Consider the following 22,145-nt stretch of genomic DNA (forward strand, 5'->3'; position numbering starts at 1 on the left):
TGTATAACTCATCTAGATTAAAACCTTCGATAAGATTTAATAGCTAGAAACTCCGTTATATCTTCCGTTTTTTAAAACCACGTGTTTGGCTGTACCTTCTGGATTCAGACATCATTTTTGCATAATCATCTTCCGAACTACCGGACATGTTTACCAAAAAATCATAGGATTATTTGAAACTTTCCCCAAAATTATACGTCTAACATTGGGCTGTCACTCAAGAAGAGGGGGCGTGGATTGGGTGAGAAAGAAATGCGTCGGCTGTGCGACCGTGTTTGCTTTATGCTTCAGTTTACTTGTTACTAACGGGGAGAGCCGAGCCGCCTCGACGAGCGTAAGGGTGACCTTACCTGATTTTGAGGTATCGCTGAACGGGCATAAGGTGGATAACCAACACCGCGAGTATCCTCTGCTGGTTTACAAGGATATCACCTATTTCCCGATGACGTGGTACGACTCGCGGCTGCTCGGGCTGGAAGCGAAATGGTCGCCGGAGAATGGTCTTTACATTGCCCAGGGCCAAGTAAGTTCATCCTATGTTTCCCATAATACCGACCGTCAAAATGCGGCTTCTTACAGTGTGGAAGTCCCGGCCTCGGCCATTACGATTAATGGCAAACTGGTCGACAACTCAAAGGAACCATATCCGCTCCTGAGCTTCCAGGACGTCACATACTTCCCGCTCACCTGGCGGTTCGCACATGATGAATTCAATTGGGATTACCGTTGGGACGACGCCAAAGGCCTGAACATTCAGTCCCATAACCCGCAGATATTGACGCCATACTTACCTACATTCGCCGGTGAGAACGATGTTGCCTTCTATAAGGGATACTATTACTTTGCCGAAACAGCGGGGAACACAAATCAGGTCTATCGGGCTCCCGTTCTAAATCAGTCCGAAAAGGAGCTCGTCTATTCGTATGACTTCCTTGGAGTCGAGCCTCCGAGAAAAACGGTGCATTTCCGAATTCTCGATAACGAGCTTTGGTTTTCTTATTTTATAGGCTCGAATCTGATGGGATCGAATGTCTATGTAAAAGTTAACGACGACGGGAAGGGAGAAATGGAATTACAAAAAGGAGGCTATACCGATTTCAAAAAAACGCCTTACGGGATCTTGATCATCGGTCTTGGCCCCAATGACTGGGAAGACAATCTGTCTCTGGCAGCGTCGGGACAGAAGAATCAGCAAGGGAAAGCCGTCGGAAATCCAAATCTGCTGTACGGCCGGCATGTCGACCGCAGCAATTCCAGTTTCATCGTCGACGGCATCGGGAACGGTAATTCTGCGGAGGTTATTGGAGACGATGTTTATATAATGGCGTCTACCAACAACCATTCTAATGGCTACAGCGACTTGAACAAGATTTACAAAATCAACCTAAAGACCAACGATACTAAGAAAATCGTAAACTCAGAAGTAAGCCATTTCAGGATTTTGGGAGATAAGCTGTATTATGTCAAGGATACGGACAATGCCTTGTATTCATCCGCTTTTGACGGAACAGGTGAGCGCAAGCTGTCAGAACACGTCGTATCTTGGTTTGACGGGATTGACAGCAACGTGTACTATACAACAGCTGTTGGCGAAGAAAAATACCTGCTGTACAAGGTAAACCCCGACGGGGAAGACCTTCCTGTGCTGCAGGAGCGGCTTGACGGCGTTCGGCTTCTGAATGGGAAGCTCGTCTGCCTGCTCGAGGAGAAAGAGGATTACGGGGCGTTGGTGCTAGACGGTTCAGGTCACCTAGTGCTAGCGGTGTCAGACTCGATCTCGCACCTGTTGACGTCTGACGAAGCGATTCTCTTTACCACTTCGGGCAACTCTACCATCAAAGTCATACGCTGATTTCCTCCAAAACAACCAACTTAGCAGGTGGCTTCCATCAGCCCTATAAGGTCGTACTACCAGCAACCGCCTCAAAGGTGCAATATAGGGGATTTACAAACTTACCAGTTGATCTAAAACGGAGAACTGAAGTTCAATAAGCAACGAAGACACGGCTGCCGACATGTATCTGCAGCCGTTTTATGTTAATTAAACCGAGCCATTTATTGATTTATATAAGTAAGGGGAGTTTACCGAAAGTTGCAATAATATTTGCAATAGGAATGTTATATCCGTCTGAAATTTAAGGGGCGTTGGATATCAATGAAATATAACATCGGCTCGATCTCGTTAGTTATATTTTTAGCTTTTGCGATAGCATTATATCAAGATAGTCAAAAAATGAAGGAACAGATAGCAGAAGCTGACTACACTTGTGACGTGAGTTCAATTTTTCGTTTTACAGGAATTGTGACAGGTAGTGAAGTTACTTAGAACCAAATACCATGAACTAAGCATTCTGACACTAAACACAATGGAGTCATGATTATAAAGCTTCGGCAATATCGAGTTGAGGCTTTTTTAACACGTAGCAAGGAGCCAAATGGGGCATAATATCAATAGTTAATACACATAGCTGACTTTCAGTTATCTTATGAAATTAAAAACGTTGACAAGACACCAAAAGGTGTCCTATAATCAAAACATCACCAAATGGTGTCTAATCAATGAGTCAACTATATATACTTAGGAGAGCGTGTTGTGAGCGAGACCAACCAGTTGCGGGATGTGTATGATGCGATTGCAGATCCAACTAGGCGCCGACTGATTCGTCTGTTAGCAGAGGCAGAGGAGATACCACTTCATGAATTAACAGCACAGTTTCAAATGGGGCGTACTGCGGTATCCAAGCATTTGACAATTCTTAAAGAGGCCGGACTGGTACATGACAGAAAAGTCGGCAGAGAAACGCGTTTTAGGCTAAATGCAACTCCACTCAAAGAAATTCAAGATTGGGTGGCATTCTACAGCAAGTTCTGGGGTGTGAATTTATTGCGCTTGAACCAACTATTAGAGGAGGAAGAAGAATGAGTTTAACATTATCCTTGGATTTTCAGTACGCGACATCGATCGAGAAGCTTTGGTCAGCCTTAACCGATTCAAGCAAGCTTGCCAAGTGGGTAGTCGACATCCACAATGGTCAGGCGATGGAAAATGATTTTAAGCCAGTCGTAGGACACCGTTTTCAGTTTCGCACTCAGCCGACCGAATGGTGGAATGGAATTATTGAAGGCGAAGTGCTTATTGTGGACGCGCCTAACCGTTTATCCTATACTTGGGCCAGCGGCGAGAAACACACGGTTACCTGGACGCTTCAGGATTTAGGTAACGGAAAGGTTAACCTACATCTTGAACAAACAGGAATCTCTAATGATCAAGCTTTAAATGGTGCTAAGTATGGCTGGAGCAAATGGTGCGGCGAGCTTGAAAAGCTGTTGGAACAATAACCGCACTTGGGGCTCAAAACATCTCCTCTCCCAATGATAAATTAAAGGGCACGATAGTTGAACTCTGCTTTATCCGAATCAACATAAACCGGCTGCATGTAGTTTGCAGCCGGTTTATGTCTACTTCGGTTAATCTGACAAGTTCTCGTGTTTTTGGTTCAAGTTCTCACTGATAGCGTAAAGATAAAGCTAGAATGTAATCGTCCTATTATCTACCGGACACAGTGCAGGTTCGAGGTGCCTGACTTTCTTTACACAATGAATGGTACAATGTGAATATAAGTAGAAATTAACACTATCGGAAGGGTGTTAAACATGAGCGAATCAAATCAGGAGTATATCGTAATAACGGGTGCGAGGGAAAACAATCTCAAGAATGTATCCTTGCGCATTCCCAAGCGGAAGATCACTATCTTCACCGGGGTATCTGGCTCCGGCAAGTCATCGATCGTTTTCGATACTATCGCCGCTGAATCCCAGCGTCTGCTGAATGAAAACTTTAGCATGTTCGTCCGCAACTTTCTGCCGCGTTTTCCGCAACCGGATGCAGACGCGATCGAAAACTTGAGTATGGCTGTTATTGTGGATCAGAAGCGGCTGGGCGGCGGTTCTCATTCCACGATGGGTACGATTACGGATATCTCTCCCATTCTTCGTCTTCTCTTTTCACGAGTGGGTCAGCCCTATGTTGGACAAGCGCATATGTTCTCGTTTAACGATCCGCAAGGTATGTGTCCCGAGTGCAATGGGATCGGTCGCAGCCTGGGCATCGATATTAGCAAGGCGCTGGACAAGTCAAAGTCCTTGAATGAAGGGGCAATAATGCTGCCGGGCTATACGGTGAACGGCTGGGATTGGAACATGATCGTACAGTCGGGGCCTTTCGATCCCGACAAAAAGCTAAGCGATTACTCGGATGAAGATCTGGAGCAGCTGTTGTACGGCAAGGCGAGGAAAGTTAAAATGGATTTCGCCGGGAAAGCAACGAATATTACGGTGGAAGGTGTCATTGAAAAGTTTACCAATAAATACATCAAGCAGGATGTAAAGACGAAGTCCGAGCGCACACAACAAACTGTTGCGCCGTACATCACCGAGGGTATCTGCACCAGCTGCCACGGCGCGAGACTCAGTCAGGCCGCGCTCAATTGCAGAATCAATGGACATAATATTGCAGAGCTGTCCTCCATGGAGGTCGGACATCTCATCCGCGTCATTCGGGAGATTGACGATCCTGTTGCCGCGCCGGTCGTCAAGTCGCTGACGGAACGGCTGCAGCATCTGGTAGATATCGGACTTGACTATTTGATGCTGGACCGTGAGACGGATACCTTATCTGGAGGCGAGTCACAGCGTGTCAAGATGGTGAAGCACCTGAGCGGCAGTCTGGTGGATGTCACTTATATCTTCGATGAGCCTAGCGTTGGCTTGCACCCCCGTGATGTACATCGGTTAAATGGATTGCTTCAGAAGCTGCGCGACAAGGGCAATACCGTGATTGTCGTCGAGCATGATCCCGATGTAATCAAGATGGGGGATCATATTGTCGACGTCGGGCCTCACGCCGGCAGCCACGGCGGTAACATCGTGTATGAAGGAAACTTCCAAAACCTGCTGGTTGCAGGTACGCTGACTGGTACCCATATGAAGCGGCCTTTACAGCTGAAGCAAGATTGTAGGCAGCCATCCGGCAAGATGTCCATCAAGAATGCAACACTGCACAACCTGCGGAACGTAAGTGTAGATATTCCAACCGGAGTGCTGACAGTAGTTACGGGTGTCGCCGGCTCGGGCAAGAGTACGCTAATTAATGAAGTTTTCCTAAATCAGCATCCGGATGCGATCGTCATCGACCAATCAGCGGTAGGGGTGTCAACACGCTCGAATCCCGCGACCTACACGGGTATTATGGATGATGTGCGCAAGGCGTTTGCTTCCGCGAACAAGGTCAACCAAGGCTTGTTCAGCTTCAACTCCAAGGGGGCTTGCGAGAACTGCCAAGGACTAGGTGTTGTGTATACAGACCTTGCATTTCTTGACAGTGTGAAGCTTCCATGCGAAGTATGCGGAGGTAGACGATTCAAGGAAGAGGTGCTCGCGTACAAGCTGAATGGCAAGTCCATTGCAGAAGTGCTAGAGATGACTGTGGAGCAGGCTTTGGATTTTTTTGAGCTAAAAGAGGTTGTGCGTAAGCTTCAGGCGATGAGTGATGTGGGGATGAACTATATTACACTTGGCCAGCCGCTCAGCACGCTTTCGGGCGGAGAATGCCAGCGCATCAAGCTAGCAAGTGAGCTGCATAAGAAGGGAAGCATCTACGTGATGGACGAGCCAACGACCGGCCTGCATATGTCAGATATCGGGCAGCTTCTGGGGATCATGAACCGCCTCGTAGATGCAGGTAATACAGTAATCGTCATCGAGCACAACCTCGATGTGATCAGCCAAGCGGATTGGATCATCGATATGGGACCGGACGGAGGCAGCAAGGGTGGCCAGGTGGTGTTCGAGGGCACACCGGGGCAGATCATCCATGCGGAGCAGTCGATCACGGGAAGATACTTGAAGTAGGCTTTAAAGCCACTTTAGTAGGGATTCGTAATTTCTTATCATGACAAGAAGCACAAGCAATATGAGGTTAAACTTGCGGATGCTGAGCCAAGGGATACCAGCAGAATCTGTAGCCTTTGACTTAAGTTACAGGCAATAGTTATCCTATCGGAAGAACCTCTTACCAAAAGAAGCATTCAGACCTGGGGGTCTGAAATGCTTCTTTTGGTTTGGTCGTTTCATACGGAAACGATCTTTCTTCTTACGAAACGTTTGTCTGCCCAATAAAGGACGATGAGAGACAACAAACCTACACCGATCGGTATACCGAACGCTTCGTACGAAAAAGGGGCTCCGTCAAGCTCAAGCTGCTTTGTTGCGCGGTACTCAAGCCGCTTGGCGGCGAATTTCGCCGTCCAGATATCTTCCTGTTTCGCTAGGTCTTCAAACGCAGGCTCCATCGCGAATCGATCCGGCGCATCACTGTGCAAGAAAAGTTTATTAGCCTTTCCGCCGTTCTCGTTCCAGTTTCGGATATCGCCCGCAGCGCGTGTCTTAACGTCCTGCCCCACAAAAATCATTTTGTCGAGTTTCGGAGCATCCGTTATTTGATACCGGGCAATCAGATTAAGACCGTGCTGGGTAATGACTGGCTCGCGTTTGCTTGAGATAGTTAATGTTGTCGTCGTACCTGAAGCCCCGTAAGTGTCAAAAGCTGAGGATAACATCAACTCGTCTGCTCCGTCATACAGCAGAACCCCGTTCTTTTTCTTGCTCCATTGAAAAGCGTTGTTCAAAACATAGACGATATCGTTCAATCCAGCAGTAAAAGGCTTCATTTGCGGATGCTGAACAAAATCGTAGGAGGGGTAGTTCATTTCTTTGGCTACTTTCTCCGCTGCCGGCTCTCCTATTTGCTTGGATATGACGTACAGCGTGGCATCTATACCCGAAGTAAGTCCAGCGGAGGAGACAATGTTGCCATCAGGCACGTATCGCTGATCCCTTTTCCAACTAATCTCGGTATATTTTTTTCTAATCTGCCAATATCTCCCCAATGCGTTGCCGCAGCTTTCCCGTTCAGCAGGCCGGTATCCGCCAAATTTTCCGCCCCATTGCAGATGGACAATAAGATCGTTTCCTTGCCAGAGTGCTTCCTTATCCAATCGCGGACAGGCTTGTATTTTGCCTCATCCAAAATTGGCATGAAAGGGATCACGATGATATCCGGACCTTTGACCGTCAATTTGTCCAACTCATCGAAAGTGTAATGCGGTACGACATCAAGTCCGCCCGTCAATGATTTGATGTTTTTATCGTGGGCTGCTGCAAACACATTGTATGAGCCCGTCAACGAGAACATTTCGTAGGGGACGAGAAAATCGAACACCTCTGTCACTTCATTCGATAAAATAACGGCCACTGTCGGCTTCTTTGAATTATAAACGGGAGCTGGGAGGCTTTGTATGGAAGCAGGAACCGGCTTATCGTAAACCGACATGGCCTCCTGCATTGTACTCGCAAAACCGATCGCACCGGATCCTCCCACTACCAGAACAAATACGCCCACATACACGATGAAACGCCAAACTTTTTTTCAATTGTCTTCTCACCCTTTTTCTCGATAGTTAATTATTAAATGTTATTTACTTTCATAATTAGAGTATAAGGAGAGAAGGCAAATTAATAAACTAGCCCGAAGACTACATTTTTCCAAGACTAAGGTCCAGCTAATGGATTTTTTCTCCAAACAGCGACCGAATGCTTCTTATATAATCATAATTGCCCGGCCCTTTTCTGAATATGACTCAAGCGGGCTATTCGCATAACGCTTGCGGAGCTTATTAGATTTATTAGAATTACTAGAAGTACTAGAATTACCCATGCTTGATACGGTTATGATGAAGCTTTCAGTACGATAGGTAGCATCATTTCGTTGACGGAAAGAATTGTTTAAAATAACCGCGAAAATTATGGTAAAGTAAAGTGTGGTGAAGTTTGGTATTTTTTTCAAATTCGTGATGTAGAGGCAGTGCTATTTGAAAAACGAGGGGGTGGGTGACCGTGTTTAAAGATGGCGAGAACATTTTGGAGACGGGCGAGATTATTACGGTGAACGTGTACAAGGTCAGTCATGATCAGAAAGAAATGCTCGAACGTCAGGCAGAAGAAAGGGTCACAAAGGCTCGCGAGGAAGCATTGACTAAGATTCGCGAACGATATACGCAAAGAATGAAGAAATCGGAAAGTCGGCCAACTGACTCCGACGACGGGACGAAGGAATAATGACAGAATTGAAATTTATAATGCAAAATGCTATTTGGTTCTCCCGAAGCAATTCCTCGGAAAGTAGCAGTCATTTCTACTATTGAGGCGGAACATAGAAATATGTAAGAGCGTAATACCAAGGCACGAGCTTAATAGAGCTCTTGCCTTTTCTGTTTGTTGAAGCATAAATATTGTATTATGTTACTTTTCTGGGAAAGAGACAAGAAGAAATAATGAAGCCTTAATCCAGTTAGGCGTTATAATATATATATTGTTCTGTTCATCCTATCCGTGATTGTATGGCTCTACTATCAGGATCCGAAGACTTATTGCAATGGAGGCTTAGATTGTGAATAACGTTGTTGATTCAGAGTGGGCGGAATCCCACTTTCCGTTATATACCGCTGACAGTATTATTTCGCTGTATGGCACCTCGAATCTGCCTATCTATAAGATTAATGAGAGTTTAACCGTCCTGATCGCAATTGCCAGCGGCAAGGGCGTCCTTAAGACCGATGATCAAATGTATGAGCTTATAGAAGGGAGCGTCATCCTTCTCCCAGCGCATAGCCGCGCCACTCTGATTGCAAATCTTCTGCACCCATTCCATGCTTACATGCTTATAATCACTACCAGGGAGCAGGGGAGGCTTCTGCCTGGCTCAATGACGCGAAAAAGCGATGTGGTCTCCAATTCCCTGGTTCATTTTTTCCCTAATGAGCCTGCGATAGTGACCAATATGGAGGAGCTTTATGTCCATCGATTACCCGGAAGTGAAATTCGTCATGTGCAGAATCAAATTGTGTTTCACCAAATCATTCTGCAATTGCTGGAAACGCAGAAGGCTAGGTATGCGGCAATTGAACAGCCATCTATGGAACGCAGCATTACTTACTTGGAGAACCACTATAGCGATAAAATAACACGTGAGTTGTTAGCTGAGATTGCAGGTGTAAGCCGATCACACTATTCGATTCTTTTTAAACAGCTTACCGACTTCTCGCCTAATGAGTACTTGTCTCGACTGCGTGTTCATCGAGCCAAGGAGTTATTAATTAGCGGCTCTGGCACGCTTAGGGAGATTGCGCTGAAGGTCGGTTACAAGGACGAGTTTTATCTAAGCCGTCGCTTTAAGCAGAAGACCGGAGCCGCGCCTTCAGCTTACGGCCGCGCTTCCTTCCAGCGAGTAGCCGTATTGCTTACGCCTTACGCCAGCCATTTACTGCTGCTTGGATTAGAACCTTCTGTCGTCATCTCAGACAGCAGCGAATATGTGAATTCGTCCGATCTTGAGCCTCCGCAAAAGATGATTTTCATCAATGCCACTTGTTCAGTAGAGCAGGTGAAGTCATTATTACTCGATAACAACATCGAGCTGATTATTGCGGCAAGTCAGCATTTGTATCAATATGGGATGCATGCTGAACAATTACGCGCTGTAGCGCCTATTGTGGAAATTTCATGGATGGAAATTGGATGGAAAGAGCACCTGCGTCTTATCGCCCGGGTTATTCAGAGAAGGGATCAGGCAGAGCAATGGTTAAAGGACTTTGAGAAAGAGGAACATGCATCCCGTTCACTGGTGAAGCAAAGCGGAGCCGCGAATGAAATCATCTCAATTCTGGTTATTAAACCTGAGCAATTGCTCGTGTACGGAGCACGTAATGTCGGATATGTGTTGTATCAATCGCTAGGGCTACAACCTCCTGCAAGGATCAAGCAGGGGATAGATGAGCGCGGAGATCAATTTCATTCCATTCCCATTGAGATATCGGAGCTCGCAGAATATGCAGGGGATCGGATACTGGTTATCGTGTTCCCGGATATTAAAGGTTCCACCGCGCATTCTGAGGCTGTATTTAAGTCTACTTATTGGTACAAGCTTCCCGCCGTTCAGCGGAACGCTGTGCATCTGCTTGATAGGGATGCATGGATCCCTTATAACCCGGTTTCTATTCGTTTGCAGCTTCAACGCGCCGTAGCATTATTTACAAACGACCAATAGTCCAAGTCAATTTTCCAACAAAAAGGCATGGATTAGCGCATAATGTATCCCTATAATTGCTTTATGGAAATGAGAATGATTTTCATATTCAAGTAAGATAGCAATAGAAAAGGGTGAGAGTCATCTTATGAAAAAGCTTTACGTTCCATTCGTTCTGTTCCTGCTTCTTCTTCTGAGTGCTTGCGGTGGCAATCAGAATAAGACCGATCAAGTAAACAGCCCGTCCCACGCGTCTTCATCAACAGCCTCGTCTGCCGACACCTTTACATATCAATCCGAGGATGGACCGGTAGAAGTTCCGACCCATCCACAGCGCGTTGTTGTACTCACGCGATTCTTAACGGGTAATGTGATGGCGCTTGGTGTGCCACTTGTCGGCGTAGACGAAATGTCCAAGGCCAACCCAAATTTCAAAGAGAAGCTAGCAGGCACAGAGGCCGTTACGGACGAAAGTCTTGAGAAGATCATCGAGTTGAATCCGGATCTAATTATTGGGCTCTCCGATATTAAAAATATCGACAAATTCAAGAAAATCGCGCCTACAGTTACTTACACCTATGGCAAAGTCAATTTCTTAACGCAGCAGCTTGAAATCGGCAAGTTATTGAATAAAGAAAAGGAAGCCCAAGCCTGGGTTGATGATTTTAATGCGCGAACCAAGAAAGTCGGAGAAGAGATCAAGGCGAAGATTGGTGCGAATGCAACGGTCTCAGTTATCGAAACGTTTAATAAGCAACTCTATGTTTATGGTGATAACTTTGGTCGTGGAACAGAAATCCTCTATCAGCAATTCAAGCTCGGTATGCCTGAGAAAGTCAAGGCAGCAACGAAGAAAGATGGTTTTTTTGCCGTATCAACGGAAGTTCTGAAGGATTTCACCGGTGACTATGTCATTTTCAGCAAAAACGCAGATGAAGACAACTCGTTCCAGAATACAGAGACGTATAAGAATATTCCTGCAGTCAAGAATCAACATGTCTTTGAAGCCGACGCTAAGGCTTTCTACTTTAACGATCCGCTAAGCATGGAATACCAATTGCAATTTTTCATTCACAGTTTTCTCGGCAAATAAATTGCACCTGTATCCCGTCAAGTAGACAGTACAAAAAATACAAATACACGGCCTAAGTCCTAAATTTCATTGGACTTAGGCCGGTTTAATTTTGCCCGATCTCTTCCTCAATATATAGCGATTTATGAAGATGTTGACAACACATACAACTACGTAATAATATTTTATTACGTATAAATTATATTTTAAGGAAGGCTGATATGATGGAAATTGCAAAGGGAGTAGAACTACTACATCTAGATTTTCACGGGAATATTATTCACCCAATTCTTTTGAAGGATCGAGAAATGACAGTTCTAATAGATACAGGATTCCCAGGTCAAATTGAAGATTTAAGGGTAGCCATGAAAAAGGTAGGGGTATCGTTAGACAAACTAAAAGTTGTGATTTTGACGCATCAGGATGTGGATCATATAGGCAGTCTTCCTGAGATTTTGCAGGAGTGTGGTAATAATGTTAAAGTTTATGCTCATGAACTAGATAAGCCGTATATTCAGGGGGAGTTACCGCTTTTGAAAGACGGGCACCTTGAGAATCCCCCGAAGGGTAGAGTGGACGATACCTTGATTGACAGTCAGGAACTGCTGTTTTGCGGCGGGATTCGCATCATCCATACTCCTGGTCATACTCCCGGTCATATCAGCCTTTATTTAAAGAAAAGTAAGACTCTCATTGCCGGAGATTCGATGTACAGTGTAAATGGGATTCTCGGGGGCATTCATATTCCGACCACACTGGATATAAATGCAGCTCGTCTCTCTTTGAAAAAGTATTTAGACCTCGACATTGCATCCGTGGTTTGTTACCACGGGGGATTGAGTAATGTAAATGTTAATGAACAGATATTAGGGCTTAGCCAAGGATTATCAAGTTAAAGTTTCAGCAGACTTTTTTTGGTCTGTTGAAGAGGAGAAGCAATTGAATTTTCAATCGAGAAACTGACCATGTTTGGTCCAGCAGACTTAGACTCATGGTATGGTTATCACGAAAAAAGGCTTCCTGATATAATAGATAGGTACCAAATCAGAATAACACTCCGCTGTCTCAAAGAGTCCATTTTTATGCTTAAGAAAAAGATAAGACTGATTGGTACTTGTGAATTGATACTTAACGGGTAGGATAAATCCATTTATAACCGCAACCTGCTTGCGGGACTACACAGATATTCGACGACAATAAAAACAGTCGCAGAGTTCCGGCGGTCATGCCAGTTCCCTGCGACTGTTTGCCGTGTATCGGATTGAGAAACTTACGTCATTAGGCTTCCTTGTCGGCCGAGGGACCATAGGTCCCCGGCACCGGAATATCGAGAAGCCGCAAGTATACCCCTAACTGTGCTCGGTGGTGGACCATGTGGCTTAATCCGAAGGTGCGGAGTGCGATCGCCCGCGGTTCGCGGAGGATGATATAGTCGCCGTTGCGCAGTGTCCATTCCTCGCCTAGCATTTTCTCATCGCATTCGGCGAGCAACTTTTCAAGCTTGCCGACGTTCGCGTCGAACTCCTCCAGAAGGTCAGCACGTTTTTCCAAAGCTTCCCGCCTCAGCGGCACGGTCGAAAGATCGAACTCCGGATACTGAAAAATCGCGATTTGCCAGTTCAGCAGGTTGATCAGGTGTGTGGCCAGCTCGCCGAGCGTCATCGATTTCACGTGTGGCCTCCATGACATATGTTCTTCGGGCAAGTGTTCCAGAATACGGCGAGTAGTGGACAGTTCATCCATTGCGTCCCCGATAATCAGTTGTTTGACCATAAATTCTCCTCCTCCTTTATGGATTAGCATACTATAAATACCAGTCTAGTGGAAAGCTCTCTGGTTAAGCGACTAATACGTTATTCTGCTTAAGAGCGAATAACAGCCTGCTTAGCTCACTCCAGCATAATCCATTTTTCCTTCTAAGCAATTCGGTCGGAAAGGGGATCAAGTTCTTGATATCTTACATTCATGTTAATATAAGGATATATCATCTTTTATTAGTAAAAAGGGATTCGGTATTGGATTTTATCATCGTGATTTTAGTAATAGGTTTCATCAGCGTAATAAGTTACCTTAGAGCGATACATATCTCTCTACAGAAATTACTTGATAAAAGGCCCATGGATAACGATTAGATATTTCTATAACTGCACCCAAGAGAAAAAATACTTCCAGTTATTATGATAACGAGCAGTTTACTGCAATTCACGATTCATTCTGTATATGAGTTGAGGCGTGTGTTAAATGTATGTATAAAGCACAATAGTTCGTGATATTTTAATGGGGGTGGGCTCAGATAATGGTGGACGTAATAAATTTGAGTGCCAATTATGAAAAACAACTCTTTGATATGATTCGAAACCATATTCGGCAGATCCCTCCCTTTTTTGTTCCAACGGATGATGAGATTTGTTCAATTATCAATGAGCCTAATTTTACAAGCGAAAAATGGTACGGAAACTTCGAGTATTTTCATGAGGTGATCGTAGGGGTCAAACAAGGGGTAAACTAACGGGACACGATAGCCCATCTATGAGGCAGTCATGTTACGCAGGATTTTAGTGGAGTCGAGTACGGTAAGCCAATCACAATAACTCATTTTAATAATTTCTTGTTGACAGAAGGGCTGATTTATTTTTATACTGTAACTAAATTAAAAACAGTTACTATTTTTGTAACAGTTAATGAACATAGGAATATCGTTACTACACTGAATTTTTTAAATAATGAATTATGGAGGTTGTTATGAAGAATACCCAATCTGTTCAGTCCCTGTTTAAATCATTCTCATTCAAGAATTTGAACCTATCTAACCGTATCGTAATGGCACCGATGACCCGACAATTTTCCCCGGATGGCGTACCGGGTGCAGATGTGGCTGCCTATTACCGTCGTAGGGCTGAGAACGGTGTTGGCCTCATAGTCACTGAGGGTACAGTCATCAATCACCCGGATTCGTCCAATCAAAGCAACATACCACACATCTATGGAGAAGCTGCTTTAGCGGGTTGGGCAAATGTAGTGACTGAGGTACACGAGGCAGGCGGACGAATTATACCGCAGATCTGGCATATGGGAGCAAGAGGGCATGTAGGCGATTATTCGGAAACGGAAATCGCCGCAATCGTCCAAGCCTTTGCACAAGCTGCATTAGAAGCCAAACGGCTTGGCTTTGACGGAATAGAGCTCCATGGTGCGCATGGATACTTGATCGACCAATTCTTCTGGGAGAAAACAAACCCGCGCACTGACAGCTATGGCGGTGACATGGTTGCGCGCACCCGCTTTGCTGTGGAGGTCATCGAAGCTTGCCGCCTGGCCGTCGGGCCGGAATTTCCGATCGTACTGCGGTTCTCACAATGGAAATCAGCTGACTACACAGCAAAATTGGCTGAAACGCCGGTACTGCTGGAGCAGTTTTTAGCGCCATTAGTCGAGGCGGGCGTTGATATGTTCCACTGCTCAACTCGCCGTTTCTGGGAACCTGAATTCCCAGGATCTGATCTGAATCTTGCTGGATGGACAAAAAAGCTGACAGGTAAACCGACGATTACGGTTGGATCGGTTGGTCTCGATGGTGATTTTATGAGTCTCTTTACCGAAGGAAAGGGAGCTAGTAATACTCATATCGAAGCGTTGATTGAGAGGCTAGAACGAGAAGAATTTGATCTCGTAGCCATTGGTCGGGCATTGTTGGTTGACCCTGCTTGGGCAAACAAAATTCGCGAAGACCGAACAGCCGAATTGATCCCATTTACGTCTGAGGCAGTTAAAACACTTCATTAAGTTTGTCCATTTTTCCCTAACGTGATCACCCTTCAATATTTGAAATTTAGTCTTTAGAATAATAGTTGGAATAAGAAGCTGCCGCGACGGATGTCGCGGCTTTTTTGTATAGTTTGAATTTCTAAATCGAAATGAGCTCCGATTGAATAGTTTTTTCTTGAATTCAAAAAACAAACTGGCTATACTATCATTGTTTAAAAATAGAACCACTGGTTCTAATATAGGTACAGAGGAGGATTGCTTTGTTAAAGACGCTGGATAACTCGCTCAAGCTGTTAAATTATTTTACGAGGGAAACTCCACAATGGGGTGTTCGTGAGCTGGCAAAAGAAATGAACATGAGTCATTCCATAGCGTACCGAATTTTATCTACATTTGAGGAACACGGCTATTTGATTCAAAACCAAGTAACTAAGAAATATGCGTTAAGCATCAAATGGATGGAGCTTGGTGCCGTGGTGAAGGACAATTTCTCCATTTCCGAATTTATGCTGCCTGTCATGCGTCGTTTGGCAACAGAAACAGGGGAATCGACGTATTTGATCTGGAGAGATGGAGGAGAGGGCGTATGTGTTGAAATTGTAGAGAGCTCTCAAACCATTCGCTATGGTGTTACCGTTGGCAGTCGAACACCGCTTTGTGTGGGCGCTTCCAACAAAGTCATCATGGCCTATCTGCCAAAGGAAACCCAAGCAACCATCATGGAGAAAGGATTACATCGGTATACGGATAGGACCATCGTTTCACAAGAAGAGCTTAGTCGCAATCTGGACGAGATTCGCAAGGCGGGATGGGCTTACTCGGTGGGCGAATACACAGAAGATGTGTTTGCCATTGCAGTACCTATTTTTAATGCCCATCATGAAGTCATGGCTGCCTTAGCAATTGGTGGACCTGATTTTCGCATGCCTCCCGAGAAGATCGAGCAAACTTTGCAGCGCATAAAGGATGCCAAGTCAGAAATTCAGCGACTTTTTGCTCAGAATCCTGAAGTATATCGGATACTCCCATAAACAACATCACAGAAGGAGAATCAACAAGAACATGGACAATTCGAAGAAAAGACACCCTTCCGCTTTGGAGCCGCTTACGCTGCTGTTAACGGTTGTGACATCGGTATTTGGAGCCATTATCGGGATGCAAATCATTACTTCGCTTGGTATTACACCGAGCACCTCCATTATTGGCGCACTTATCGCAATGCTCATTGCTAGAGTGCCCGTCGCGCTCTTGAGCAAATACCGTTCGGTCCACCGTCAGAATTTGGTACAAACCGCGATCTCCTCAGCGACTTTCGGGGCAGCGAACAGTTTGTTAATCCCAATTGGGATTCCGTTCATGATGGGCAAACAAGAGCTGATCCTTCCGATGCTGATAGGAGCTGCATTGGCAATGCTCCTAGATGCAACTTTACTTTATAAACTATTTGATTCCAAGATATTTCCAGCAAAAGGAACTTGGGCCCCTGGTGTAGCCACAGCGGAATCCATCATGGCCGGAGATCAAGGCGGAAAAAGAGCGGGCTTGCTTGGACTCGGTACTTTAGTAGGCTTAATCGGATCTTATTTTCATATTTCTATGTCTGCCTTTGGGGTTGCTTTTATTGGAAATATCGCTGCGCTTTTCATGTTTGGAATCGGTTTAATGATTCGGCAGTATTCTTTGCCATGGTTTCATTTTGACATTAGCAAGTATTATATAGCCCATGGTTTAATGATAGGCGCCGGTCTCGTGGCTCTGGTACAGGTGGCCGTACTAATCTTAAAGAAGCAAAAGGAACAAGAGCTTAAACAGCAGGATGTGACGGATAGCTCTGAGCCATCCAATACAGTTTCGACGAGAGCAACAAGACGTGTATTGGGGTATGGCTTTCTATTATATCTGGGTATTGCCTTAGTGATTGCAATCGTTGGCGGGTTAATAAGCGAAATGTCTGTAGGTATGTTTATTGGCTTCCTCCTGTTTGCTGCGTTTGCGGCATTTGTCCACGAGCTGATTGTCGGCATTGCGGCGATGCATTCTGGCTGGTTTCCGGCTTTTGCTGTTTCGTTTATCACATTGTTGATCGGGATGCTGATCGGATTTCCGCCTGTAGCACTGGCGCTCTTGGCAGGGTTTAGTGCTGCAACGGGACCCGCATTTGCGGATATGGGCTATGATCTGAAGACAGGGTATATCTTGCGCGGGAATGGCGAAGACGCTGAGTACGAGCTGCAAGGCAGACGAGCTCAATATATTACAGGTATGATTGCTTTTGGCGTGTCACTTCTGACGGTTATAATTACTTATCCTAGTTACTTTGCGAATCATCTTGTTCCACCGATCGACACCGTATATGCGTCAACGATTAATGCCGGCGCTACGCCGGATGTGGCCATGCAGTTATTTTTATGGGCCATTCCGGGTGCCATTCTTCAATTGATTGGCGGGTCGAAGAGACAGCTGGGTATTTTATTTGCAACCGGTTTGCTCATTTTAACTCCATATGCTTGTTGGGCTGTCCTGGTCGGCATTGCTATCCGCTTAATCGTTTTGAAGGTCAAAGGAAAAGAAGCCGAAAAGACGATGAGTATTTTGGCAGCCGGATTTATTGCGGGGGATGCTCTGTACAGTTTCTTTAATTCCGTATTCAAATTAAACAAGTAAAAGAGGGGATCCTATGTCTACGCTTGCATTAGATAATCGCATCATGGAGTACGCCGTATACGGCGGTGCTGTGCTAGGAGGTGGCGGTGGCGGATGGATAGAGAGAGGCCTTGAGATCGGCAGGCTTGCTCTTGAAATCGGAGAGCCTCGACTGCTTACTATAGATGAAATGAATGACGAAGACTTACTTGTGACTGTAGCTTTAGTCGGGGCACCCGGCGCCAAGGACAAATTTTTGAAGCCGGTACATTATATCCGGGCGCTTGAAATGCTCAGACAACGTATTCAAAAACCGATTCAAGGCATTATTACGAACGAAAATGGTGCCGAGACGACAGTGAACGGCTGGTTTCAATCCGCAATGACGGGGATTCCGGTTATTGATAATCCTTGCAATGGTCGCGCTCATCCAACAGGCTTAATGGGAGCCATGAATATTTCCGAATTATCCGATTACGTATCTCATCAAGGTGCAGTGGGCGGCAAAGGCAGCCGGTATCTTGAAATTGCAGTCTCGGGTAACCTAGAGAGGTCAGCCTCTATGATACGTAATGCCTCTATTGAAGCCGGAGGAATGGTAGCTGTGGCAAGAAATCCGGTTACCGTCCGATACGCTAAGCAGCACGGAGCACCAGGGGCTATTAAACAAGCCATCGAGCTTGGGGAAGCTTTATTAACCCATAAGGGTGAGGCAGCTATAGATGCGGTCGTGAATAAGCTTGACGGGCGCGTGGAGGTTGTGGGAACCGTTACCGATTTCCGGATGGAGACGAAGAACGGGTTCGACGTCGGAATCGTTACAATCGACGGCAGCTTTGAAATGACCTTTTGGAATGAGTACATGACGCTGGAAAAAGAAGGGGAACGTCTGGCTACTTTTCCGGATTTGATCATGACGTTGGATACTGAAACGGCCAAACCTGTCGTCTCTGCTGCAATTGAGAAGGGTCAACGATTGACCGTGATATCGGCTCCCAAAGAAAAATTGATTCTGAGCACGACGATGAGTAACATAAATTTGTTGAAACCGATCGAGATAGCGGTAGAAAAACCGATTGTTGCTGCATTAGATACAAAGCTCTAGCGGCGACTTGATCCACAAAACGAGGCAATGTCTCTTTTGTGGATTTTTTTATAAGTTGAAGCACTTAACGATTAGATTTATTCTCCAACGATTTGCCAACCAATGTTAACATGGTTTATTTAACATCAACATTTTGCTTCCAGCGAGCAAGGATTTTCGCTTTACAATACAATAGGGCAGTAATCTCAATAGCATGCAGGGAAATTAATAAGTACAAAGAATTTCTTATATATGTTATTATTTTCCTTTTTGATTAAGGAGGAGTGAGTGTAATGTTCTACGTCAATACCCGTGCCATCGTTGAGCGTGATCGCGATGGGAAAACCGAAATTATAATCCAGACACGCAATAAGCCGAACGAACCGAAACAGCTGGAGTTGCCTGGAGGCAGGGTAGAGAAGTTCGAATCGTTGTTAACCGCGTTGCGCCGCGAAATAAAGGAAGAAACCGGTCTCGATGTCATTTGGATTGAAGGGGAGGATACTCGTATCGATACGGATGGGATCAATCCTAATATTGTTGTCGAATGTGTTAGGCCATTTACCGCGTATCAGACGATTAAAGGCGGAATTGATTCGGTCGGTTACTATTTTATTTGTAAGGCGGAGGGCGAATTGCTCCAAGAAGGCGACCAAACGAAAAATCCCCGCTGGGTCAGCGTAGATGAACTGGCTGAACGAATACAAAACGATCCGCTGCAGTTTATTAACATCGACTGTGCTGCTATCATGTTCTATTTAAAACACCGTGTAAACGTCTTGCCAAAAAGCATAGATAGGGAGGAACCCGTTTGACCCTATTTTATCTTGTCCGACACGGAGAGCCTAATTGGGCATTTAAGGATCAACGAAATTTGCAAGGAGCTCTTAGAGATTTTACTCCTTTAACAGATAGAGGAGTAATCCAAGCTGAACAGGTAGTATCGAATCATAAGTATTTATCTAATTGTGATTTGATTATTTCCTCACCGTATACCCGTTCTTTACAAACAGCTGCCATTATAAATAGGAGCATAGGGTTGCCTATAAAAGTTGAATTTGATTTACATGAATGGACCCCCGATAATTGGCAAGCAACTTCAGTAGAGGAAATAACGGAATTATGGAAAGATTACGTGAAATATAATGGAATCCCTCCAAGTCATGAGAGTAAAGTATGGGAATCAAAAAATAATGTAATGAATCGGGTCAACGCTGTACTACATAGGTATTTAGATAAATCTAAAGTAATAATTGTTTGTCACGGTATGGTGATCGCAACATTATTAGAACTTATCTCGGAAGAGGTAGCACTATGCGGAGTTTATGAATATGAAATTCAAAGTATTGTTTGAATACCATTTATTAGGTTAACGGAGAACGATAGTTGATCATTAGTAGTGGTGTTGTAAGACTTAATTATCTCATCAGAAAAATGATTCAATTCGATGCAGTGATGGGTAATAACAAATACGTGGGAAGTGTTAACTAATAAATCAACCAGCATATAACGGAAGAACAAGATTCCTTTGGATTCGATGCGATCCGGAAAGGTTGTTGATTTACATGTACACTGGAGAAAGTACCAATCGCCCTAGAGATGAAAATCAATCTTTAACCGTTCGGTAACAACTCTGATCCCTGTGATATTTAAAATCATTAATCGCTTCCCACATAAAAGACCTTTCGCGAAAGCGTAGGGTCTTTTTTTATTTTTGTTCAAACGAATCGTATCCGAGCCATCCAATTGAAAAAAGTGTATTCACCGTTTGTGAAACAATGATCAAAACATCTTGCAAGTCTAAGCTGCAATCGTCAGAAATTAACCGGTGATTTGCTAAATAGTTTCGTTTGAACGAAAATAGAGTTATAGTATTTTATATAGTCTCGAACGGTCAGTTCAACGATTGTTGTTGTTGTACAGATTAAACCTTCGAGATAGAACGTCTCAGACTCTAGCGGGGAATAAAACGATCAATGGGGCATTATCAGCAGGCGTTCCCCTGCGTCTAACTCTGAATGGTTGATTCCATGGGAAAGTTTACATGAGCCCTTGTATGAAGAAATATCCATATGGCATTTCATTACATAGGGGAGCATTTCAATAGCTGATTGGAGGCTACAGACATGAACGAGCAGATGATCATTGAACAATTCAAACAGGCGATTTTGAGCAATGATACGGTCGAGACGAACCGATGCCTAAACGAGCATCCTTTTCTCGCCAAGCAAATTAACGAGCCGTGGTTTGCCTTCGATACGCCTGCGATCGTCGCCGCAGCGGCAAACGGGAACCGCGAAGTGGTCGACGTATTGTTGGAGCACGGCGCTGATTTGCATGCAAAAAGCAGCTGGTGGGCAGGGGGATTCGGGGTTTTGCATCATGACCATCATGAGCTTTCCCGATACTTGATTGAACGAGGAGCTCCTGTCGATATACACGCGGCCTCAGCGCTGGGATTGTTAGATACTGTGAAAGAAATGGTCGAGACGCATCCTGATGTCGTCAATCAGCGAGGACCTGATGGGCAGGTTCCACTTCATTTTGCCACTGATCATGAAATCATTGATTTTCTACTCGCTCACGGCGCCGATATCGATAGGCGCGATATCGATCATGGCAGCACGCCAGCTCAATGGGCGATCGATAATGCGGATAAATGTAGGTTTCTTATTGAGCGTGGCTCAGCTGTGGATATTTTTATGGCTATCCATATTGGAGATACGGAGCTGGTCCGCTCCTTCATTTGTACCGACCCCGAATGCCTTCAAGCTCAAGTTGGACGGGGCAGTTTCACGTCTGGCGATTCGACCGGAGGACACATCTACGTGTACAAAATAGGTGCAAATACGCGACCGTTCTATCTTGCGGCGCGTCGCAATCATCCCGAGATCGTGGATCTGATCGCTAAGCATAGTCCTTCAAATCAACGTCTGATGCTTGCCTGCATACAAGCTGATGAGGCGGCTGTACAAACTCTACTTGAGCTGGACTCGAATCTAGTACAGTCACTATCACCTGAGGATCTAAGCTTAATTGCCGATGCCGCATGGAACAATGAGGTGCAAGCCATTCGTGTGATGCTCGATGCAGGGTTCCCTGCGGATTCCCGTCGAAATCACAAGGATTTTACGGCGCTTCATAACGCGGCTATGCAAGGAAACGACGAAGCGGTGCGATTGCTGCTTGCGCACGGCGCATCCCCTCATCTAACCCACGGGTTCGGCGGTAATGCATTGAATAGCTGCATCTGGGGCTCCGTTCACATTCGAGATTCAGCCGGGGATTATGTTGCAGTGGCTGAGCACCTCATTCAAGCCGGCGCCCCCTTGCCGAGCCAAGCGTCGGGCAGCGAAGATGTAATGGAAGTGCTATTGCGTCACGGAGTCGGGAAGTGAACAGAGTAGGGGAGAGAAAGAAATTCAGCCAATTTAAAGGAA

At 45.2% G+C, this 22,145-nt stretch carries 17 protein-coding genes and 2 pseudogenes; 16 read left to right on the forward strand and 3 right to left on the reverse strand.

The features are described from left to right. Positions 1 to 241 precede the first annotated feature (241 nt). The 4 genes from QMA13_RS16770 (at position 242) to QMA13_RS16785 (ending at position 5,910) form a co-directional block, all read left to right on the forward strand. Positions 242 to 1,852: a DUF5050 domain-containing protein gene (locus QMA13_RS16770; RefSeq protein WP_282942746.1), complete on the forward strand. Its 1,611-nt coding sequence runs from the start codon at positions 242 to 244 to the stop codon at positions 1,850 to 1,852. Positions 1,853 to 2,593: 741 nt separating this feature from the next. Continuing rightward, positions 2,594 to 2,923, forward strand: coding sequence for an ArsR/SmtB family transcription factor (locus QMA13_RS16775; RefSeq protein WP_282942748.1), 330 nt, complete (start codon positions 2,594 to 2,596; stop codon positions 2,921 to 2,923). After that, positions 2,920 to 3,339 (forward strand): SRPBCC family protein, encoded by a 420-nt coding sequence (locus QMA13_RS16780; RefSeq protein ID WP_282942750.1) that lies wholly within the window; start codon positions 2,920 to 2,922, stop codon positions 3,337 to 3,339. The genes QMA13_RS16775 and QMA13_RS16780 overlap by 4 nt, the downstream gene beginning before the upstream one ends. 315 nt (positions 3,340 to 3,654) lie before the next feature. Then, positions 3,655 to 5,910, forward strand: coding sequence for an excinuclease ABC subunit UvrA (locus tag QMA13_RS16785; RefSeq protein WP_282942752.1), 2,256 nt, complete (start codon positions 3,655 to 3,657; stop codon positions 5,908 to 5,910). Positions 5,911 to 6,128: 218 nt separating this feature from the next. On the opposite strand, the pseudogene QMA13_RS16790 reads toward QMA13_RS16785, so the two are convergent. After that, positions 6,129 to 7,468: pseudogene (locus tag QMA13_RS16790) on the reverse strand (DJ-1/PfpI family protein). A gap of 485 nt (positions 7,469 to 7,953) precedes the next feature. Between QMA13_RS16790 and QMA13_RS16795 the strand changes: the two are divergent. The 4 genes from QMA13_RS16795 to QMA13_RS16810 all read left to right on the forward strand — a co-directional run bounded on the left by QMA13_RS16795 (position 7,954) and on the right by QMA13_RS16810 (position 12,109). Then, the gene (locus tag QMA13_RS16795) at positions 7,954 to 8,175 is read left to right on the forward strand and encodes a hypothetical protein (protein ID WP_282942754.1); all 222 of its coding nucleotides are present in this window, start codon (positions 7,954 to 7,956) and stop codon (positions 8,173 to 8,175) included. A gap of 331 nt (positions 8,176 to 8,506) precedes the next feature. Then, positions 8,507 to 10,162, forward strand: coding sequence for an AraC family transcriptional regulator (locus QMA13_RS16800; protein ID WP_282942756.1), 1,656 nt, complete (start codon positions 8,507 to 8,509; stop codon positions 10,160 to 10,162). 127 nt (positions 10,163 to 10,289) lie between these two features. Next, positions 10,290 to 11,234 (forward strand): iron-hydroxamate ABC transporter substrate-binding protein, encoded by a 945-nt coding sequence (locus QMA13_RS16805; protein ID WP_282942757.1) that lies wholly within the window; start codon positions 10,290 to 10,292, stop codon positions 11,232 to 11,234. A 203-nt stretch (positions 11,235 to 11,437) separates the two neighbouring features. Next, a complete protein-coding gene (locus tag QMA13_RS16810; RefSeq protein ID WP_282943424.1) occupies positions 11,438 to 12,109 on the forward strand; it encodes an MBL fold metallo-hydrolase in 672 nt (223 codons plus the stop codon). Between the two features lie 382 nt (positions 12,110 to 12,491). Here the strand turns inward: QMA13_RS16810 and QMA13_RS16815 are convergent, their stop codons facing one another. Then, a complete protein-coding gene (locus tag QMA13_RS16815) occupies positions 12,492 to 12,986 on the reverse strand; it encodes a DinB family protein (protein ID WP_282942759.1) in 495 nt (164 codons plus the stop codon). A 523-nt stretch (positions 12,987 to 13,509) separates the two neighbouring features. On the opposite strand from QMA13_RS16815, the gene QMA13_RS16820 reads away from it, so the two are divergent. The 7 genes from QMA13_RS16820 (at position 13,510) to QMA13_RS16850 (ending at position 20,059) form a co-directional block, all read left to right on the forward strand. Then, positions 13,510 to 13,722 carry a hypothetical protein gene (locus tag QMA13_RS16820; RefSeq protein ID WP_282942761.1) on the forward strand — a complete coding sequence of 71 codons (213 nt, stop codon included), beginning with the start codon at positions 13,510 to 13,512 and terminating at the stop codon, positions 13,720 to 13,722. A gap of 233 nt (positions 13,723 to 13,955) precedes the next feature. Then, positions 13,956 to 14,996 carry an NADH:flavin oxidoreductase gene (locus QMA13_RS16825; protein WP_282942763.1) on the forward strand — a complete coding sequence of 347 codons (1,041 nt, stop codon included), beginning with the start codon at positions 13,956 to 13,958 and terminating at the stop codon, positions 14,994 to 14,996. A 242-nt stretch (positions 14,997 to 15,238) separates the two neighbouring features. Continuing rightward, the gene (locus tag QMA13_RS16830) at positions 15,239 to 16,009 is read left to right on the forward strand and encodes an IclR family transcriptional regulator (RefSeq protein ID WP_282942765.1); all 771 of its coding nucleotides are present in this window, start codon (positions 15,239 to 15,241) and stop codon (positions 16,007 to 16,009) included. A 31-nt stretch (positions 16,010 to 16,040) separates the two neighbouring features. After that, positions 16,041 to 17,642, forward strand: a complete 1,602-nt coding sequence (locus QMA13_RS16835) for an OPT/YSL family transporter (protein ID WP_282942766.1) — start codon at positions 16,041 to 16,043, stop codon at positions 17,640 to 17,642. 13 nt (positions 17,643 to 17,655) lie between these two features. After that, positions 17,656 to 18,726: an S-methyl thiohydantoin desulfurase family protein gene (locus QMA13_RS16840; protein ID WP_282942768.1), complete on the forward strand. Its 1,071-nt coding sequence runs from the start codon at positions 17,656 to 17,658 to the stop codon at positions 18,724 to 18,726. A gap of 272 nt (positions 18,727 to 18,998) precedes the next feature. Further along, positions 18,999 to 19,520 (forward strand): NUDIX hydrolase, encoded by a 522-nt coding sequence (locus tag QMA13_RS16845; RefSeq protein ID WP_282942770.1) that lies wholly within the window; start codon positions 18,999 to 19,001, stop codon positions 19,518 to 19,520. Further along, complete coding sequence (locus tag QMA13_RS16850; RefSeq protein WP_282942772.1) at positions 19,517 to 20,059, forward strand: histidine phosphatase family protein; 543 nt, start codon at positions 19,517 to 19,519, stop codon at positions 20,057 to 20,059. Before QMA13_RS16845 ends, QMA13_RS16850 begins: the two co-directional genes overlap by 4 nt. A gap of 460 nt (positions 20,060 to 20,519) precedes the next feature. Here QMA13_RS16850 and QMA13_RS36615 read toward each other — a convergent pair. Beyond that, a pseudogene (locus QMA13_RS36615) lies at positions 20,520 to 20,712 on the reverse strand (IS3 family transposase); the annotation flags it as partial. A gap of 119 nt (positions 20,713 to 20,831) precedes the next feature. Between QMA13_RS36615 and QMA13_RS16855 the strand changes: the two are divergent. After that, positions 20,832 to 22,103: an ankyrin repeat domain-containing protein gene (locus QMA13_RS16855; RefSeq protein ID WP_282942773.1), complete on the forward strand. Its 1,272-nt coding sequence runs from the start codon at positions 20,832 to 20,834 to the stop codon at positions 22,101 to 22,103. The last annotated feature ends 42 nt before the right edge of the window (positions 22,104 to 22,145 follow it).

Origin of the sequence: Paenibacillus sp. RC67, assembly GCF_030020805.1 — a bacterium.
Taxonomy (GTDB): domain Bacteria; phylum Bacillota; class Bacilli; order Paenibacillales; family NBRC-103111; genus Paenibacillus_S.

Coding starts and splice junctions, on each gene's coding strand:
- QMA13_RS16780 (WP_282942750.1), top strand. CDS start 2,920: ATGAGTTTAACATTATCCTTGGATTTTCAGTACGCGACATCGATCGAG.
- QMA13_RS16785 (WP_282942752.1), top strand. CDS start 3,655: ATGAGCGAATCAAATCAGGAGTATATCGTAATAACGGGTGCGAGGGAA.
- QMA13_RS16805 (WP_282942757.1), top strand. CDS start 10,290: ATGAAAAAGCTTTACGTTCCATTCGTTCTGTTCCTGCTTCTTCTTCTG.
- QMA13_RS16810 (WP_282943424.1), top strand. CDS start 11,438: ATGGAAATTGCAAAGGGAGTAGAACTACTACATCTAGATTTTCACGGG.
- QMA13_RS16815 (WP_282942759.1), bottom strand. CDS start 12,986: ATGGTCAAACAACTGATTATCGGGGACGCAATGGATGAACTGTCCACT.
- QMA13_RS16820 (WP_282942761.1), top strand. CDS start 13,510: ATGGTGGACGTAATAAATTTGAGTGCCAATTATGAAAAACAACTCTTT.
- QMA13_RS16825 (WP_282942763.1), top strand. CDS start 13,956: ATGAAGAATACCCAATCTGTTCAGTCCCTGTTTAAATCATTCTCATTC.
- QMA13_RS16835 (WP_282942766.1), top strand. CDS start 16,041: ATGGACAATTCGAAGAAAAGACACCCTTCCGCTTTGGAGCCGCTTACG.
- QMA13_RS16840 (WP_282942768.1), top strand. CDS start 17,656: ATGTCTACGCTTGCATTAGATAATCGCATCATGGAGTACGCCGTATAC.
- QMA13_RS16845 (WP_282942770.1), top strand. CDS start 18,999: ATGTTCTACGTCAATACCCGTGCCATCGTTGAGCGTGATCGCGATGGG.
- QMA13_RS16855 (WP_282942773.1), top strand. CDS start 20,832: ATGAACGAGCAGATGATCATTGAACAATTCAAACAGGCGATTTTGAGC.